This window comes from Corallococcus sp. AB032C, assembly GCF_003668935.1.
Lineage (GTDB): Bacteria > Myxococcota > Myxococcia > Myxococcales > Myxococcaceae > Corallococcus > Corallococcus exiguus.
The window spans coordinates 1-16,923 of record NZ_RAWP01000156.1 but is presented as its reverse complement, the minus strand read 5'-3'; the positions used below and the strand labels follow the sequence as shown (position 1 = coordinate 16,923).

General features: G+C 71.5%; 11 protein-coding genes. 3 read left to right on the top strand and 8 right to left on the bottom strand.

From position 1 onward, the window contains the following. The 3 genes from D7X99_RS38675 to D7X99_RS38665 form a co-directional block, all read right to left on the bottom strand. The coding region (locus D7X99_RS38675; RefSeq protein WP_121782134.1) for a lysophospholipid acyltransferase family protein at positions 1-1,089 on the bottom strand (1,089 nt) is incomplete at its 3' end. A gap of 313 nt (positions 1,090-1,402) precedes the next feature. Beyond that, on the bottom strand, positions 1,403-2,137 hold the full coding sequence (locus D7X99_RS38670) for an anti-sigma factor (protein ID WP_233614060.1): 735 nt from the start codon (positions 2,135-2,137) through the stop codon (positions 1,403-1,405). A 32-nt stretch (positions 2,138-2,169) separates the two neighbouring features. Then, complete coding sequence (locus D7X99_RS38665) at positions 2,170-2,778, bottom strand: RNA polymerase sigma factor (RefSeq protein ID WP_233614057.1); 609 nt, start codon at positions 2,776-2,778, stop codon at positions 2,170-2,172. Positions 2,779-2,928: 150 nt separating this feature from the next. Here D7X99_RS38665 and D7X99_RS38660 point away from each other — a divergent pair, with 150 nt between their 5' ends. The 3 genes from D7X99_RS38660 (at position 2,929) to D7X99_RS38650 (ending at position 6,184) form a co-directional block, all read left to right on the top strand. Further along, on the top strand, positions 2,929-4,185 hold the full coding sequence (locus D7X99_RS38660; protein ID WP_121782131.1) for a hypothetical protein: 1,257 nt from the start codon (positions 2,929-2,931) through the stop codon (positions 4,183-4,185). A 6-nt stretch (positions 4,186-4,191) separates the two neighbouring features. Next, complete coding sequence (locus D7X99_RS38655) at positions 4,192-4,944, top strand: hypothetical protein (protein ID WP_121782130.1); 753 nt, start codon at positions 4,192-4,194, stop codon at positions 4,942-4,944. A 112-nt stretch (positions 4,945-5,056) separates the two neighbouring features. Beyond that, positions 5,057-6,184 carry an Ig domain-containing protein gene (locus D7X99_RS38650; RefSeq protein ID WP_121782129.1) on the top strand — a complete coding sequence of 376 codons (1,128 nt, stop codon included), beginning with the start codon at positions 5,057-5,059 and terminating at the stop codon, positions 6,182-6,184. Between the two features lie 10 nt (positions 6,185-6,194). Here the strand turns inward: D7X99_RS38650 and D7X99_RS38645 are convergent, their stop codons facing one another. The 5 genes from D7X99_RS38645 to D7X99_RS38625 form a co-directional block, all read right to left on the bottom strand. Continuing rightward, positions 6,195-6,725 (bottom strand): hypothetical protein, encoded by a 531-nt coding sequence (locus D7X99_RS38645; RefSeq protein ID WP_121782128.1) that lies wholly within the window; start codon positions 6,723-6,725, stop codon positions 6,195-6,197. A gap of 16 nt (positions 6,726-6,741) precedes the next feature. Then, positions 6,742-9,810: a POTRA domain-containing protein gene (locus D7X99_RS38640; RefSeq protein ID WP_121782127.1), complete on the bottom strand. Its 3,069-nt coding sequence runs from the start codon at positions 9,808-9,810 to the stop codon at positions 6,742-6,744. Between the two features lie 14 nt (positions 9,811-9,824). After that, complete coding sequence (locus tag D7X99_RS38635) at positions 9,825-13,751, bottom strand: translocation/assembly module TamB domain-containing protein (RefSeq protein ID WP_121782126.1); 3,927 nt, start codon at positions 13,749-13,751, stop codon at positions 9,825-9,827. A gap of 4 nt (positions 13,752-13,755) precedes the next feature. Further along, positions 13,756-14,697, bottom strand: a complete 942-nt coding sequence (locus D7X99_RS38630) for an ExeA family protein (RefSeq protein WP_014399053.1) — start codon at positions 14,695-14,697, stop codon at positions 13,756-13,758. A gap of 27 nt (positions 14,698-14,724) precedes the next feature. Next, positions 14,725-16,923 (bottom strand): hypothetical protein (locus tag D7X99_RS38625; RefSeq protein WP_121782125.1); only part of this gene is annotated, 2,199 nt, incomplete at its 5' end.

The window sequence follows — 16,923 nt, the reverse complement described above, 5'->3', positions numbered from 1 at the left end:
CCCGCCCCACACCGCCGCGACCGCCGTCAGGCCCCACCACCACACGACGGACACCACCACCGCGGTGAGGAACTTCACCGTGGCCTGGATGTCCAGCTCCGCCCGCCGCGCCGCCATCCGGGGCAGCGGATAGGGCAGCGCGAACACCGCCAGCCCCAGCGCGAACAGCGGCAGCCCGAACACCAACCGCGCCAGCGTCTTCGCCGCGAACGGCACCACGTTGCCCGGGCGGTACTCCACGGACAGGTCCTCCGGCCGCGAGGCCTGCACCAGCGCCATCCGGCTGCCGAACGAGGCCAGGTGCTGGCGCAGGCGCTCGTAGCGCTCCGGCTCCTGCGTCCGGAACAGCCGCACCCCGCGCGCCCACAGCCGCAGCCGCTCGGCGTCAAGCGCGCCGCCCTGGCGGAAGGCGTAGAGCTGCTCCGCCACCTGCACCACCGGCAGGTCCGCCCACTGCTCCAGGTTCAGCGTCACCGAGCGCAGGCCCTCCGCCACCCGCTCCGTCAGCGCGCGCACCGCGTCCTGCTCCGACGCCGCGTCCTTCGGCAGGAAGGCCTGCACGTCGATGGGCGCTCCCTGGTCGATGAGCACCTCGCTGCGGAAGACGTTCTTCTCCGCGTAGGTGAGCCCCACCGGGACGATGCGCACCGGGGCGCCCTCTCGCGCGGCGTTGAGCGCGATGCGCGCCGCCCCCGTCTTCAGCTCCGCCAGCTCCGGCTCCGAGTGGCTCTTGCCCTCCGGGAAGATGGTGATGGCCCGCCCCTGCACGAGCGCGCCCTTCGCCGCATCCAGCGTGCCCTCGTTGCGCCCCATCTGCGTCGGGTCGTCCTGCTTGCGATACACCGGCAGCGCGTTCAATCCCTTCAACAGCCAGCCGATGACGGGCAGCTTGAACAGCGGCGCCTTGGCCATGAACGTCACCTGGCGCCGCGTGAGGATGAACACCAACGCCGGGTCGATGAGCCCGTTCGGATGGTTGCCCACGAAGAGCACCGGCCCGGAGGGCGCTTCGCCCGGGGCATTCACCTTCACCCGGTAGAAGAGCCTCAACGCCAGCGCCACCACCGCCCGCACACACGCGTAGAACACGTTGCGGACTGTATACCGGCGACCCACCCCGGGCCCGCCCTTGCTCCGGACACTGTCACCGCCAGGGGTGGGAAAGACCCTCTTCCCTGACAGCTCCCTGGATTCAGCCACTACAGAACACTCCGGTGGGGCGGCGATCCATCCGGCGGCGCTCGCGACACACCTGGTGGTGCACGGACATTGGAAGTGGACCGCCGTGTCCGCGTCCGTAGTCACTCACGGACCCCACAAGGTACGGCAGTCCCCGCCCCTCTCCCGTGCCTGCACGGGAGGGGGGTTGTTCGTTCGTGGGGTGAGGTGATGCGCAGGCGGATCAGCGCGGCTGGAGCGTCACCTGCGTGTCCGCGACGGTGCGGCCCTGTGCGTCGGTGAAGCGCGCGCGCACCGGCACGGGGCCCGTCAGCCATCCGCCCTGCACGGGCGTGCTGAAGGGCAGCGTGACGTCCACGCCCGCGGCGACCTCCCGGGCCGGTCCCTCGCTCGGGAAGAAGCGCAGCGGTTCGCCTTCCTTCGGCAGTCCCTCCAGCGACAAGCGCACGCGCTCCGGCGCGGTGTAGCTGAACTGCACCGCGTTGCCCTCCGCGCACGTCAGCGTTCCACCGGGCCGGGCCTCCGCCAGCACCGTGCCCTCGGGCGAGATGCAGAAGGCGCGCACGCCCCAGGCCCCTTCGCCCGGAGCGGACGAGCGCGCCTGCCACTCCGGCACGCCTTGCTCGGGGCGCTCCATCGACGGCGCCACGACCACCAGCGCCACGGTCGCTGCGGCGGCGCTCAGCGCCAGGGGCATGAAGAGCGGGGACGCGAACCACTTCCTGCGCTCGGACGCGACCACCGCACGCGCGGGGGCGGGCTGAAGCCTCGCGAGCAGCGCCTGCTCCAGGAGCGCGCTCCGGGCCTGGGGCAGCGCCCGCTGCTCCAGCACCGACTCCACGCGCGACAGCCGCGTGTACGTCTCCTGACAGTCAGGACAGGTGGCCAGGTGCGCGCGCAGGCGCTCGAAGCCGTCCGCGTCCAGCCCGTCCCGGCCCTTCTCGAAGAGCGCGGCCATGGCCTGCTTCGTCCGGCGGTCCCCACACCCACTCATCGCGCACCCCGCCGCTTGAAGAAGCTCCAGCCCTGCGTCTCCAGGTCCTGGAGGTACCCCTTCGACTGGAGGAACCCCAGCAACCGGGACTTCAACCCGAACTCGCGCCGCCGCACCTGGATGCGCGTGAGGCCCAACGCCGTGGCGGCCTCCTCCTGGGGCAGGCCTTCGCCGAAGCGCAGCTCGAACAGCTGGCGTTCTTCACGTGACAGGCCCTGCTTGAACGCCGCCAGCAGCGCTTCCACCTCGCGGTCCTCCAACAGCTCGTCCAGCCCGCCCTCCTCGGAGGAGGATTCGGTGAGCCCTTCGAAGGCTTCGTCCCGGCCGACCAGCTCGCGCTCGCGCGACTGCTCCAGCAGCACGTTGCGCGCGATGCCCATCAGGAAGTGGGCATAGGGACGCGTGCCGTTGTAGGCGGCTCGCGTGCGCGGCTCGAAGGCGCGGGCGAAGGTCTCCAGCAGCGTGTTCTCCAACTCCATCGCGTTCCTCAAGCGGGTGAAGGCTCCCCGCCATGCGGCCGCCTTGAGCAGGCGAGCGAGCGGCTCCGCGTGCGCGCGATACACCTCCGCCAGCACCTCCGGGGTGCCTTCGCGAAAACGGCGCAACGTGTCGTCATCCCACTCCATCCCTCAGGGGCTTACCGCGACCGTCGCGGTCCCGTCATCCGCATGTTGTCGCGAGCGGCGTCCGGTGGATTGTCGGTTGCGCCCCGTGGCATTCTTTCGCACAGCGCATCGCGCAAACCCTTGATGCATATGTCCTCTCACAGGCCGCTGGTCCTGGGTGTGCTCCTACTCCTGGCGGGAAGCGCCGCGAGCGCCACGCCGGAGCAGGTGCATTACGCCCTCATCGTGGCCAGCAACACGGGCACCGGGCCGTCCCAGGCGCCCCTGCGCTACGCGGACGACGACGGCGCCCGGTACTACGAACTGTTCGCGCCCCGCTCGCGCGAGGTGGTGCTGCTGAGCGTGCTGGACGCCGAGACGCAGGCCCTGCACCCGGGGCTCGCCGCGAAGACGCGCCCGCCCACGCACCCCGCGCTGGGGGCCGCGCTCGCCCGCCTGAACACCCGCATGGCGGAGGACCGGGCGAAGGGCGCCATGCCGGTGCTGACCTTCGTGTTCGTGGGCCACGGCAAGCGCGGCGCCGCGGGCGAAGGCTCCGTGAGCCTGCTGGACGGGCCGCTGACGCGCACGGAGCTGTACGAGCGCGTGGTCGCGCCCAGCAAGGCGTCGTTCCTCCAGCTCATCGTGGACGCGTGTGATTCGTACTTCTTCGTGCACTCGCGCGGCGCGCTGCCGGTGGGCCCCGCGTACGTGGACGCGGTGAAGGGGCTTCTGGGAAACCGCGAGCTGGAGCGCTTCCCGCAGGTGGGCGTGGTGCTGTCCACGGCCTCGGAGCAGGAGAGCCAGGAGTGGAGCGCCATCCGCTCCGGCGTCTTCAGCCACATGGTGCGCTCGGCGCTGTCGGGCGCGGGCGACGTCAACGGGGATGGCAAGGTGGACTACGCGGAGCTGCGGGCCTTCGTGGCCGCCGCGAGCCAGGGCACGGACGACGTGCGGGGCCAGCCGAACGTGTTCATCCAGCCGCCCGCGCTCAATCGCGCGTTCGCGCTGACGGACCTGGGGGACGCCACGTCGCTGGGCTACCTGATGGTGCCCACGGGCCTGGCGGGCCGGCTCTGGGTGGAGGACTCGCGCGGCATCCGCGTGGTGGAGCTGCACAAGGAGCGAGAGCGTCCGCTGGTGGTGGCCTTGCCCGTGGGGCGCGGTTACTACCTGCGCGGCAGCGGCCGGGAGGCGCCGTTCGCCATCAGCCGCGCGTCGGAGGTGGTGGACGCGGGCGGCCTGCCCTGGCACGACGCCAGCGTGGCGGCCCGGGGCGCCGTGCAGGACGCGATGCGCGACAAGCTCTTCTCCGTGCCCTTCGGGCCGCGCTTCTACCGGGGCTACATGGCGAGCCTCGGCATCACGCCGTCGTCGGATGAAGCCGACGCCGCGCTGGTGCCCTGAGCCGCCATGAGCCTGCCCGCATCCCTGCTGTTGATGCTGCTGCGCATGTCAGCGCCTTGCGATGCGAACACGCGCGTGGTGCTCATGCCCTTCGAAAGGCTGGCCCTGCCGTCCGCGGATGCGCGTGAGTTGGAGGACGCCACGCGGCGCGCGGTGGCCGTGTTGCCGGACGCGTGCCTCGAGTCGCGCGAGGACACGGTGGCGCGGATGCGTGGGTCGGGCGCGGCGCTGACGGCGTGTGGCGACGCGGAGTGCCGGAGCGCGCAGGCCTCGGCGCTGGGCGTGCGCAGGCTGGTGCGGGGCGTGGCGCTGGGCGTGGGAGGCAAGCGCAGCGTGGCGCTCACGGTGACGGACGCGCGAGGCCCGGAGACGCGAGCGCAGTTCGAGGCCCCGGCCACGACGCCAAGCGAAGCGGACGCGCGCGCAAGGCAGGCACTCCAGCAGGTGTGGTCGCCCCTGGTGACGACGCAGGCGGCGCGGGAGCCCCGGGGCTCGCGCGTGCTGCCCAAGGTGTTGTGGGGCGTGGGCGGCGCGGCGCTCCTCGCGGGCGTGGGCTTCGGGCTGGCGGCGCGAAGCACGGAGTCGAAGCTGTCGAAGAACGGCGGTGATTGCGCCAAGGCCGGCGAGGCGTTCGCGGACTGCATCACGGCGCGGCTGGAAACGGGCCGCCGTCAGGCGCGGACGTCCAACGTGCTGCTGGGCGCGGGCGCGCTGCTCGGCGTCGGGGGCACGGTGTCCTTCATCTGGGAGATTCCATGAGCAGACAGATTGGGACACCTGATGGCTCCCGCGGGTCGCGCGTCCACTTGTCGCGAGCCCCACACCCGAGGTACGCCCTGCGGGATGCGACGCCCGTGACGGAGGCCCTGCCATGAGGAAGCTGCTTGCCGCGTTGCTGAGCACCACCCTCCTCGCGGTGGGGGCGTGCACGTTCGCGCCGGACCTGTCGCGCTTCGCCGCATGCGATGTGCAGGGGGGCTGCCCCTCCGGCACGTCATGCCTCCCCTCGGAGAATCGCTGCCTGCCGACCTGTGGCGAGGGCGGGCGTTGTGACGGGCTCGACGAGGATCCGGACGCGGAAACGGACGGCGGCACGGGGGTGGATGCGGGCACCGGGCCCGTCGGGGAGACGGACGCGGGCGAAGTGGATGCGGGCGAAGCCGACGCGGGCCAGGTGGACGCGGGCAGCGAAGACGCAGGTCCCGCGGCCCCGCTCGCGCTGGAATCCAGCAGCCTGAGGGAGGGCACCGAGAACGTCAGCTACTCGGCACAGATTCAGGCCAACGGCGGGACCCCGCCGTACACGTTCACCGCCACCGCCCAGCTTCCCAAGGGCCTCGCACTCGACACCGCGGGCCGCATCAGCGGGACGCCCACGCGCGCGGGGGAACTGGTCCTCCCGGTGGAGGTGTCCGACCGGAGCGTCCCGACGAAGCGCGCCAGCGGCAGCCTGCTGCTGCCCGTCCGTCCGCTGCTGCGGGTCGCGGGCCCGGAGCCGCTCGCGGACGCCATCAACAATCGCGCCTATACCGAGCGCATCACCGCGACGGGAGGCAAGGCGCCGTACAGCTTCGCCCTCGCGCCGCAGCAGTCGCTGCCCGCGGGCCTGACGCTCGCGGCCAACGGCACCATCACCGGCACCACCACCCAGGCGGGGAGGAAGGAGTTCACGGTGGTCGTTGCGGACAGCGACACGCCACCCCAGTCCACGAACGGCACGCTCTCCATCACCCTCACCGAGGCCGGGCTCGCCATCAAGCTGGTGTCTCGTGCGGTGCCTGGCGGCCGCGTGGGCTCCGACTACAGCTACACCGTGCGCGCCACCGGCGCGGGCACCTGGAGCCTGAAGGACGGAACGCTGCCCCCGGGCATCCTCCTGGACACGAAGGACGGCACGCTCTCCGGCAAGCCCACGACCCAGGGCGACTTCACCTTCCGGCTCGGCGTCGCGGACCTGCTCTTCTCCGACGAGCGGTTCTACACCCTGCACGTCGACTGACGTCCGGGCCTCACGGGTAGCGGTCCACCACCTGGATGACGCCGGTGTTGTCCTGCACCACGGAGAAGCCCTTCATGGGGCTGGGATACGCGATGAGCCCTTCGCCGTCCCGGTCCCAGCGCGTGTCCAGCAGCACGCCGCAGAAGGGCACGGACGTGGCGCCGCTCTCCGGGGTGAAGATTCGGTCATACCGGCCGAACACACGGTGCTTCGTCACGTAGAGCCGCCCGCCGATGCGCGCCCCCGGCAGCTTCGTCTCCCCTTCCGCCTGCGGCAGCGCGATGACGAAGCTGTAGTTGTACCGGGCCGGACCCGGGTGGTCCTGGATGCTGTCCACGATGACGGGGATGCGGTCCCCCACCTTCAGCCCCAGCCGCTCCATCTGGAGCTGCGCGCCGCGAGGACAGGTTCCCTCCGGCGGCATCCACGCGGGACGCGGCGCCTTCTCCGACGTGTCCGGTCCGTGCTGACACGCGAGCACGAACAATCCCAGCAGGCCCAGGCCCCAGGCCACTCCACGGCGCGCACGGTGGGTTCGCATGGGCAAGGGCCTCCGGTCAGAACGTCCCGATGCTGAAGTGGAACTGCGTGGGCGCCTCGTTGAGCGCTTCGTCGCGGTCCAGGTTGAAGCCCACGTCGAAGGCCAGCGGGCCCACGGGCGTCACGTAGCGCAGGCCCACGCCCGCCGCGTAGCGCAGCACGCCCGGGTCGAACAGCGTGCGGTCCTGCCACAGGTTGCCCGCCTCGAAGAAGAGCCCCAGGTCCACCGCGGCGATGGCCGGCACGCGCAGCTCCGCCTTGGCCAGCGTGAAGAGCTCGCCGCCCTGGCTCGCGGGCACCTGCCCCGCGAGCACCGCCTTCAGGTCGTCCGGGCAGCCGGCGGGGGAAATCACGGCGCGGCACGCGGCCAGCCGCTGGTGCAGCACCTCGCGCACGTCCTGCGGAAGCACGCCGTCCTCGCGGAAGCCCCGGAGGCTGGAGGAGCCGCCCAGGTAGAACAGCTTGGACCCGATGTTCTGCGCCCCCTGCGTCAGCGGCACGATGGTGCCCGCGCGCGCGCTCACCGCCACGCTCGCGCGGCGGCCCAGCGGCGCGTACGCGCTCACGCTGCCGGACAGCTTCACGCCGTCGATGGGGAACTCCGGCACGCGGTTGCCCGCGACGTCCGTGGGGTGGACGCTGATGCCGCGCATGAACTCCACGCTGCTGCTCAGCACCATGCCGCGCCGGGGGTTCGCCGGGTCGTCGCGGAAGTCCAACGTCATGGACGGGCGCAGCGAGTGCAGCGCGAAGTCGCCGTACGGGTAGCGCAGGCGCTCCTGGTCCGCGCGGTTGATGAGCTCCAGCACGCCTCCGCGCGAGCGCAGCCGGTTGTTCTCCAGTTCGTACTGGAGCGACACGTTCACCCACGACGCCAGCGCCCAGTCCGCGCCCAGCACCGCCGCGAACCGCGTGGACAGGTACGACGGCCGGTGCACGCGCTCGCCAATCAGGTCCAGCCGCGCGCCAATCTCCTGCGGCGCCAGGAAGGACAGCCGGGGCTGGGACAGCGCCAGGTTGCCGCGCCCGCCCAGGCCGCTGAAGCCATCCAGGTCGGAGGTACACGCCTCGCCGGACAGCTCTCCCGTGGAGCACCCGGCCGGAAGCCGCGAGGACGACAGCGCCTCCGCGCTCGCGCCCGCGTAGTTCACCTTGCCGCGCGCCAGGAGGTTCAGCCCCCGGCCGTCCAGGTTGCGCCACGCCGTGTCCAGCGTGATGCGCGGACCGTCCACCAGGAAGTAGCCGCCGGACACCTCGCCGTCGATGCGCGGGCGCTCCTGCACCGTCACCAGGACGTCCTTGGAAGCCTCGCGGCGGTTGGGGTCCGCCAGCGACACCTCCGCCTGGCGGAACAGCCCCAGCCGCGACAGCCGGCGCTGCGCCTCCGCCAAGGCCTCCACCGACAGCGGGGAGCCGGGCGTCAGGTCCAGCTGCGCCAGCACCACGTCCGGATCCGAGCGCGTCAGCCCCTGGAGCAGCACCTGCCCCACGCGCACGCGAGGCCCCGCGTCCGTGCGGTAGGTCACCTGCGCGGAGGTGCCATCCTCCTCCACCGACACGGAGTTGGTCACGTGCGCGAAGAGGTAGCCCTCGCGGCCCAGTCCCCGCTCCAGCGCGGCCTGCGCCTGGTCCACCTTCTCGAAGCTCAGCGGCGTCCCCACGGGCAGGAGCAGGTTCACCCAGACGGGATCCACCTCCAGCGGGATGCCCAGGAAGATGGGCGCGCGGATCAACGCCCGGGGCCCCTCCTCCACGTCGAAGTCCGCGTCCGCCGTGTGATGGACACGGTCCAGCGTGAGGCCCCGGAAGGTCACCTGCGCGGACGCGAAGCCCTGCTCGCGGTAGGCCGTCGTCATCGCGTCCGCGGCCTCCAGCCACGCGTCCTCCACGTAGACCGTGGACGGGTCGGGCGGAGACATCACGTTCGTGTCGTTGCGGCGATCGCGGCCCTCCGTCTCCAGCGGGTCCTCGCGCATGGGCAGGTCCAGCTCCGGCCACGTCTCCAGCACCGCCACCTGGTTGGTGAGCATGGAGCGAAGCACGTCGGAGGACAGCGCCGCGTTGCCATGGAAGCGCACGTCCGTCACGCGCAGCGGAGCGCCCTCCTCCACCTGGAAGCCCAGCACCGCCGCCTCGCCGTCCGGCCGGATGACCTCCAGCGACCGCACGCGCGCGTCGTGGAAGCCGCGCCGCCGGTAGAACGCCTCCAGCCGCCGCGCGAGCCGCGCCGCCACGGTCTCGTCCATCGCCTCCTCGCCGTCGTAGGCCACCACGCGCGCCAGCAGCGAGTCCGGGAAGCGGCGGTTGCCCGTGAAGCGCAGGTGGAACGCGGGCCCCGCGGACACCGGCACCGCCACGGACGCCTCGCTGTCCTCCACGACGACGGTGGGCGTGCCCACCCAGGCCCGCCAGTGCTGGCCTTCGCGCAAGAGCACGCGCAGCCGCTCCAGGCCACCGTCCAGCTTCGCCCGGTCGAAGACCTCGCCCGGCTTCATCCCCAGCGCCTCCACCAGGCGCGGCAGCGGCAGCGCGGGACTGCCGGAGAAGGTCACCTGGCGCACGCGGGTGGGCTTGCCCTCCGCCACCACCAGCGTCACCGCCACGCCGCCCGCGGGCACCGGCCGCTCCTCCACCTGGATGTCGACGGCGTCGTAGCCCTTGCGCTGGTAGGCCTCGCGCACGGCGTCCGCCGCGGTGTCCAGCTCCTCTGGATCCAACGGCCCACCCTGGAGCAGCCCGCTCGCATCCAGCAGCTCCCCGGACGTGAGGACCTGGTTGCCCCGCACCGACACGTGCGACAGCAGCGGCAGCGGCGTGAGCTTGAACACCAGCCGCACGCCCCCCGGTACCTCCTGCGTGAACGCCACCACGTCCGCGAAGCGACCCGTGGCGAACAGCTGCTCCACCGACTTGCGCACCGCGCCCGGCGTCAGCGCCTGTCCCTTGCGCAGTGTGACCAGGCCCGAAAGCCCGTCCGAGGCCATGCCCTCCGGCAGGTGCAGCTCCACGGCCACCACTTCCGGCGCGTCATCATCGTGGCCCACGGGCGCGGCGAAGGCCGGCAGCGCGCACACGAGGAGCAGCACCGCGGCCAGCGCGGCTACTCGACCTCCCAGCCCAGCTTCAGCTCGAGCCCGAGGTTTCCGAACGACGCCTGGCTGTTCTCGTTGTCCCACTGGGCCTGTGCGGAAAGACGGTCGTCGAAGCGGTACTCAGCGCGTGCCCGGGTGCCTCGCCCACTCACTGGCTGGGTCATCCCGATTTTAAGCTGCTCGGAAAGGAACTTCGACTCCAGTTGTGCGGTCGGCTCCGCTTGCCGGGTGGCGTCGTTGTAGGTGGTGGAGATCTGCAGGGACAAGTCCCTGAGAACGGGGTTGCTCGGCAGGAACCGGCGCACCTGCCGGTCCAGTCCTGACACGTTGAAGAGGGCTTCCGCCGCCAGACCGTAGCTCGCCGACGCGGCCGTGTCCTTGTCCGCGCTCGTCACACCCAGTGTCAACAGCGACAGGATGTCACCCTCCGTGAGCACCGGCTCCGAGGACAGCACGACAAGAGGGTTGGCCGGCCGGCCGAACGCGTGCAGCTTCACCACGAACTCGCGCACCGACGTCTGCGCCTGGACCTCGAACACCGGGTCGATGCCGGACGCGTCGCGGAACTCCAGCTGCCCCTGGTCGATGGTGAAGAGGTTGTTGCGGAAGAACGCCTGGCTGCCCTCGGCCGCCTCCACGCGGCCCAGGAGCCCCGGCTTCACGTCCGTGCCGGTCAGCCGCACGTCGCCCAGCAGCCGGGCCTTCGCCAGGTTGTTGTCCACGCGCACGTCGCCGAAGTGCACGTTGACGTCCCAGGTGAAGAAGGGGTCCCTCGCGCGCTCGCCCCCGCCGCCCACGGCGAGGTTCGGCTTCTTCTGCATCATCTTGAGCAGCGCTTCGATGTCGAGCGGCTTCTGGTAGCGCAGCTTGATGATGTCCAGCCCACCCGTGACGGTGGGCCCCGTGGGCGGCCCCACCACCTGCAGCAGGCCGGACACGGTGAGCGGCAGGTCCTCCGTCATCCGGTACGGCACGGCATCCAGTTGCAGCGTCAGCGCCAGCCGCTTGGGCACGAAGCGCTCCAGCCGGATGTCGCCGCGCGCGGACACCTGGCCTTCGTTGACCTGGGCCTGCAGGTGCTCCAGCAGCACGCGCTGGCCCGTCATCTCCAGGCGGCCGGACATGCCTCGCACGGTGAGCGGCAGGTCGCGCATGGACAGGCGCACGTCGGACAGCTCCGCGGTGCCCACCACCGACGGCGCGTCCAGCGAACCGGTGGCCTCCGCGTCCACGCGCAGCTGGCCGCCCACGCGCTCCATGCCGGGCAACAGCGGCTCCAGGAGCCGCACGTCCATGCGCCCCTCGCGCAGGCTCATGTTGATGGCGCGCCGGCTCATCCAGCCGCCCAACGTGAAGTCCACCGACGCGCCGCTGAAGCGGAAGGGCTGCACGTCCAGCCGGTTGTTGATGTACGTCAGCACGATGGGTCCCTGGTTGCGGCCGCGCAGGTCGCCCCGCGCGAGCGACAGCTCCCGCACGGTCGCCCCCACCGTGTAGCCCTCCGGTTGCAACAGCGGGCCCTGCAGCGTCACGCGCCCCGCGAGCATGCCGGTGACGCCCGCCAGCGCCGGCACCTGAGGCAGCAGCGGCTTGATTTCAGGCAGCAGCAGGTCGACGGTGGAGTCGAAGAGGTAGGGCTCCTTCACCGTCATGTTCAGGTAGCCCTGCGCGTCGCGGAAGGGGCGGCCGGTGATGCGCAGCTGCTTGCCCTCCTGGCGCAGCGCGAGGTCCATGGCGCCCAGGTCGCGCGACGCGAAGGTGATGCGCGGGCCCTTCAGCGTGGCCTGGATGTCGGGCTTGTCCGCCGAGCCCGCCACGGTGCCCGCGAGCACGAGCGTGCCCTGGATGCCCATCTCCTCCGCGGTCTCCTGCCCCACGGCCTCCGCGAGCGACAGGTTCTCTCCGCCGAAGCGGTAGTCCAGCGCGCCCGCGGTGAAGCCGAAGGAGCCCTCCACCCAGGTGCGCCCCAGCCGGCCGTCCAGCACGGTGCGCTCCAGCACCATCTCCTTGCCGTCCACGAAGCGCAGCCGCGCGGAGCCCGCGCCCAGCCTGCGGCCCAGGTACGAGGTGTCGCGCAGGTCGAAGGCCACCAGCCCCTCCAGCTTCTCCAGGGGACTGTCGATTTCGACGCGCCCGGAAGCCGCGCCCGCGAACTGGCCCTGCACCACGGCGATGGACGGGCTCAGGCCCGCCACCAGGTCCACCAGGTCCTCGGTGCGGCCCTGCGGCACCGTCACGTCCAGGCGCAGGTGCAGCAGGCGCGCGAAGGTGAGCTTCGCGTTGCCGAAGTACTGCGTGCGCCCCTTCTGGCCGGTGAGCGACGGGAAGGACAGCAGCCCCTTCGAGTACGACAGCTTCGCCTGCGTCACGCCCAGGCCGAAGCCCCAGAAGGTGAAGTCGCGCAGGGACAGGCTCGCGTCCACCTTCACGTCCGAGTACGGCCCCACGATGGAGTAGTTCGCGGAGCCCTTCCCGGACCACGGCAGCTCCGCGATGTGGCCGAAGTCTGAAAGCTCCAGCTCGCCGTTGCCCTGGATGTCCAGGCCGCGCGCGGTGTCGAAGTAGAGCGTCACGTCGCCGTGCACGCGCGAGCGGCCGGACTCCACCGTGAGGCGGCTGAAGGACACGCGGTCCCCCGTCAGCTTCACGGCCGTCTGCGCGCGGCCCCGCTCGAAGGTGAGCAGCGTCTTGCCCGCGCTGACCGGCGCGTCGAACGCGCGCGTGGCCAGCACGAAGCGGCCGCTGCGCAAATCCAACGGCCCGGACAGCGACGGCCTGGGCAGCAGCGTCCCGGTGAGGTGCGCGTTCGCCGTCGCGGGGAAGTCCACCCAGGAGCCCGCCACGCCCGCGCGCTCCAGGATGCGCCCGAAGGACGCGTCCTCCGTCTGCAGCGTCACGTCCACGGGCAGCTCCGGCGTGAGCTTCAACGCGCCCGACAGCTTCACCTTGCCGGAGCCCAGCGGGGCCTCCAGCGACTCCACGCGCACGCTGTCCCCCGCGTACGACAGGCGCGCGTTGAGGCTCACCGGCCCGTATTGCTCATAGGCCAGGTTGCTCGCGGACAGGTCCGCGCCCACCGCGAGCGCGGAAGGCTTCCCGGTGACGGACAGGCGCGTCCACAAATGCCCGGTGGCCGGACGCGGCAACAGCTTCGCTTGCGACAGCGTGCGCAGCGGCAGGAACACCTGCGCGTCCAGCGCGAGCACCGGATGACACAGCGTCTCCACGCGGCCGGACACCGTGGCGGTGATGTCGTCGAGCGTCACCTCCGCGCGCTCCACGTCCAGCAGCCCTTCATCCGGATCCAACGCGCCGGTGAAGCCCAGCTGCCCCAGCGTCAGCTCGCCGCCGCCCGCGCCCAGGCGCACCAGGCCCCGCCGCGCGCCCACCTCCAGCTCCATCACGCCCCAGTGCTCCACCCACCCCACGTCCAGATTCTCCACCTCCACGCCCCGCCCGCCCGGCAGCGCGAGGCGCACCTCCGCGCCGGTGATGTCCACGCGCCCCACGCCCACGCGGGTCAGCGGCGTGAGCGGGCACATGCCGTCGGAGGAAGGCGGGGCCGCGGAGGGCCGGGACAAATCCAGCGCCACGCGCGGATGGCGCACGCGCACATGGCCCAGCATGAAGCGGCGGGACAGCGGAGACAGGAAGCCCAGCCCCACCTCCGCCTCGTCCGCGGCGAACAGCGGCGTGTCGCTGCCCGGCGCGAACACCGACACGCCGTGCAGCACCACGCGCGAGCCCAGCGGATCCAGCTCGCACCGGCCGATGCCGATGCCCACGCCCAGCAGGTCCGGCAGCTGCCTGCGGGCCAGGGTGCAGGCGGCGTCCCAGGTGAACGGCTGACGCAACAGCAGGATGCTCCCCGACACCACGAGGAGCACCAACAAGAGCGCCTTGCGCGCTGCGCTGTTGCGGCTGGGGAGGGACAAGCCGCTAGAGCTTACCGAGTCCCTCGAGGTAGCGGTCGATCTCCGCCAGGTCGATTTTGGTGTTCGCCGTCCGGGGCAGCGAGGTGGCGGGCGCGCTCGCCCGCTCGCTTGCCTGGGAAGCAGCCGAGCCACCCTGGAGCCCCAGGTTGTTGCCGATGCGGTGCACCAGCTCGGCGCTGATGGTCTCCGAGCGCGCGAGGAACGCCTCGAAGAGGGCGTTGTCGCACAGGGTGTTGATGACGCGCGGGGTGCCGCCAGAGTGCTCGTGCACGGCGAGCAGCGCCTCCGGCGTGAAGGGCATGCGCGGGCAGCCGGCGAGCCTCAGCCGGTGCTTCACGTACGCCTCCGTGGACTCCGCCGTGAAGGGCTCCAGCTTGTAGCGGAGCGCCACCCGCTGGGCGAGCGGCGGATCCAACTTCAGGTTCTTCTCAATCTCCGGCAGGCCGAAGAAGACGAAGGAGATGAGCTTGCGCTCCGGCACTTCCAGGTTGAGCAGCCCCCGGAACTCCTCCATGAGCTCGCGCGTCTCCAGCATCTGCGCCTCGTCGATGAGGACGACGGCCTTCTTGCCGGACTCATAGATTTGCAGCAGGCGCTGGTAGAGCTGCGACAGGAGCGCCAGCTTCTCCTGCGCGGGGTTCTCCACGCCCAGCTGGAGCGCGATGCGGCGCAGCAGCCATTGGGCGGTGATGCCCGAGTGGATGATGACGAGCAGCGCGGCCTCGTACTCGGACTCTGGAAGCGAGTCGAGCATGCGCCGGGCGAGCGTCGTCTTGCCCGCGCCGATGTCGCCAATGAGGATGGACAGGCCCTTCATGTAGCCCACGGCGTGCATCAGCCGCGTGAGGGCCTGCGAGTGCTGCGCGGAGTTGTAATAGAAGCGGCTCACCGGAGCGTTGGAGAACGGCTCCTGGGTGAGTTCGAAGAAATCGAGGTAGGTCGTCATCGCTCGCCGGGCCTCGTGGGGGACGCGCTACACGTACCCTACTTTACGAGCCTTCGGCACGCCCGCTGCGGGAACCGGCGTCGCCGGGCCCTTTCCGGCGCGAGGCAGCGGGTCCTCCTCCGGTGCGGTCAGCGCCGACAGCCGCGTCACCTGCGACCCCACGTCGCGGTATTTCGCGTCCATGGCGGCCACCCGCTGGAAGTGGAAGAGCGCCTTGCCCTGCTCGTTGAGCGCGTCGTAGGCGCTCGCCAGCTCGAAGCCCAGCGCCTTGGCCACCTCGCCCGTCGCGAGCACGTTGGAAAGGCCTTCCTTGAACACCGCCACGGACTCGTCCGGCTTGCCGCGCAGCGTGTGCAGCATGCCAATCATCGTCAGGCAGTCCAGCTCGCGCGGGGTGCCCACGCAGCCCTGGCGGGCCACCTCGAACTCGTGGACGGCGTCGTCCAGCAGGCCCATTTCCTTGTAGGCGATGCCCAGGTCGTAGTGCGTGTCCACGTCCTCGGGCTTCACCACCTTGGCCAGGCCCTTCTTGAACTCGGCGAAGACCTCGTCCACCGAGTACTGGAAGTCCTCTTCCGCCGGGGGCACCGCCGCCAGCGACTCACCGCCCAGGTCGTCCAGCTCACCCGCCAGCTGCGCCGCCAGGTCGAACGCGTCACCACCACCGGCGTCGTCGTCGAGCGACGCCTCCGTCACCGGCTGCACGGAAGGCACGTGCAGGGGCTCCGAGGGAGCGTCGTCCTCGGGGGCCGTGCCACCGCCGGCCTCCATCTCCTCCAGCCGCGCCATCAGCTCGCCGGCGCGCACGTGGCCGGGGAACGCGATGGCCACCGTCTCCAGGATTTCGCGCGCCTCTTCCAGCAGGCCCTGGTCGAGGAAGAACGACGCCTCGTCGCACTCCTCGGAGGCAGGCTCTTCCTCAGGCTCCGCTTCCGGCTCGGGCGCTGGCTCGGGTTCCGGCTCATCCGCCAGGGCCTCGGGCTCGGGCTCCGGCTCGTCCGCGAACGCCTCGGCCTGAGGCTCGTCGTAGGACAGCCCCTCCAGCGACGGCAGCACCATGTGCGCGGCCGTGGGCTCGTCTTCGTACTCGTCGCCCAGCGACATGTCGCCCGTGTACGAGGGCTCTTCCACCGGCGCTGCGAAGCTTTCGTCCAGGCCCGCGTCGTCCAGCGCGGACGCATCCAGGGGCGCGAGCCCCACGCGCGTGGGCGCGTCGTCGTCCTCGCCCAGCGACATGCCGGGTTCGACCAGGGCCTCGTCGTCGTCGCTGTGGCCCAGCGTCGGCAACTGGCGCGTGTTCGGCGCGGCCTCTTCCAACAGCGCGCGCGACGGGGACAGGATGCGCGTGGGCGGCGCCTCTTCCTCGTCGCCCAGCGACATGCCGCCCGGCTCGTCCGCGAGCACCATGGGCTCGTCGCCCGCGTCCGCCGCGTACGCCAGCGCGTCGTCCTGGGCGACCAGCGGCTCGTCGTCCAAGCCTCCGGAGTCATCCGAGCCGCCCAGGCCCGGCTCGTCCGCGAGCACCAGCGAGTCCTCGTCGGACCCCATCACCAGGTCATCCTGCGGCGGCAGGTCGTAGACGGTGTTCTCGGCGGAGCTGATGGGCTCGCCCATCACCGCTTCCTCGCCGCTCAACGTGGTCTCCGCGACCTCGTCGTCGACGATTTCGTCCGAGTCCGACCCGTGGCTCAGCGCAGCGAGCGCCAGCTCGTCACCGCCGGGCTGCGCGAGCGCGTCCTCCGGCGGCTCCGCGACGAGGATCTCGTCCTCGTTGGAGTCCACCAGGATGGCGTCCTCCTCCAGCGACTCCACGCCCGGCGTCGCCGCCGGCGCCACGAAGCCCCCTTCCGCGCGGAGCACGGACAGGAAGGCGGGCACCTCGGGATGCGCCGGGTTCTCCTGGAGGATGGTCGCCAGGTACGGCTGCGCGCGCTGCACGTCCGCGCGGCGCGTGCACAGGCGCAGCACGTTGAGCAGCTGCTCGGACGCCTGCGCGCCGTTACTGGCCGCCACGTAGATGTGGTACGCCTTTTCGTGCGCGTCCAGGTTCTCCGGATCCACGGAGAAGACCTTGCGCAGGTGCTCCAGCGCTTTGTCGTGGAGCCCGTACTTCACGTAGACGTCCGTCTCCGTCAGCAGCTTGGCCAGCTGCTCGCGGCTCATCCCCGCGGAGGGAGGCGGCACCACGGCCGCGGGCGGCGCGGCGGGCGCGGGACGGGACGGGGG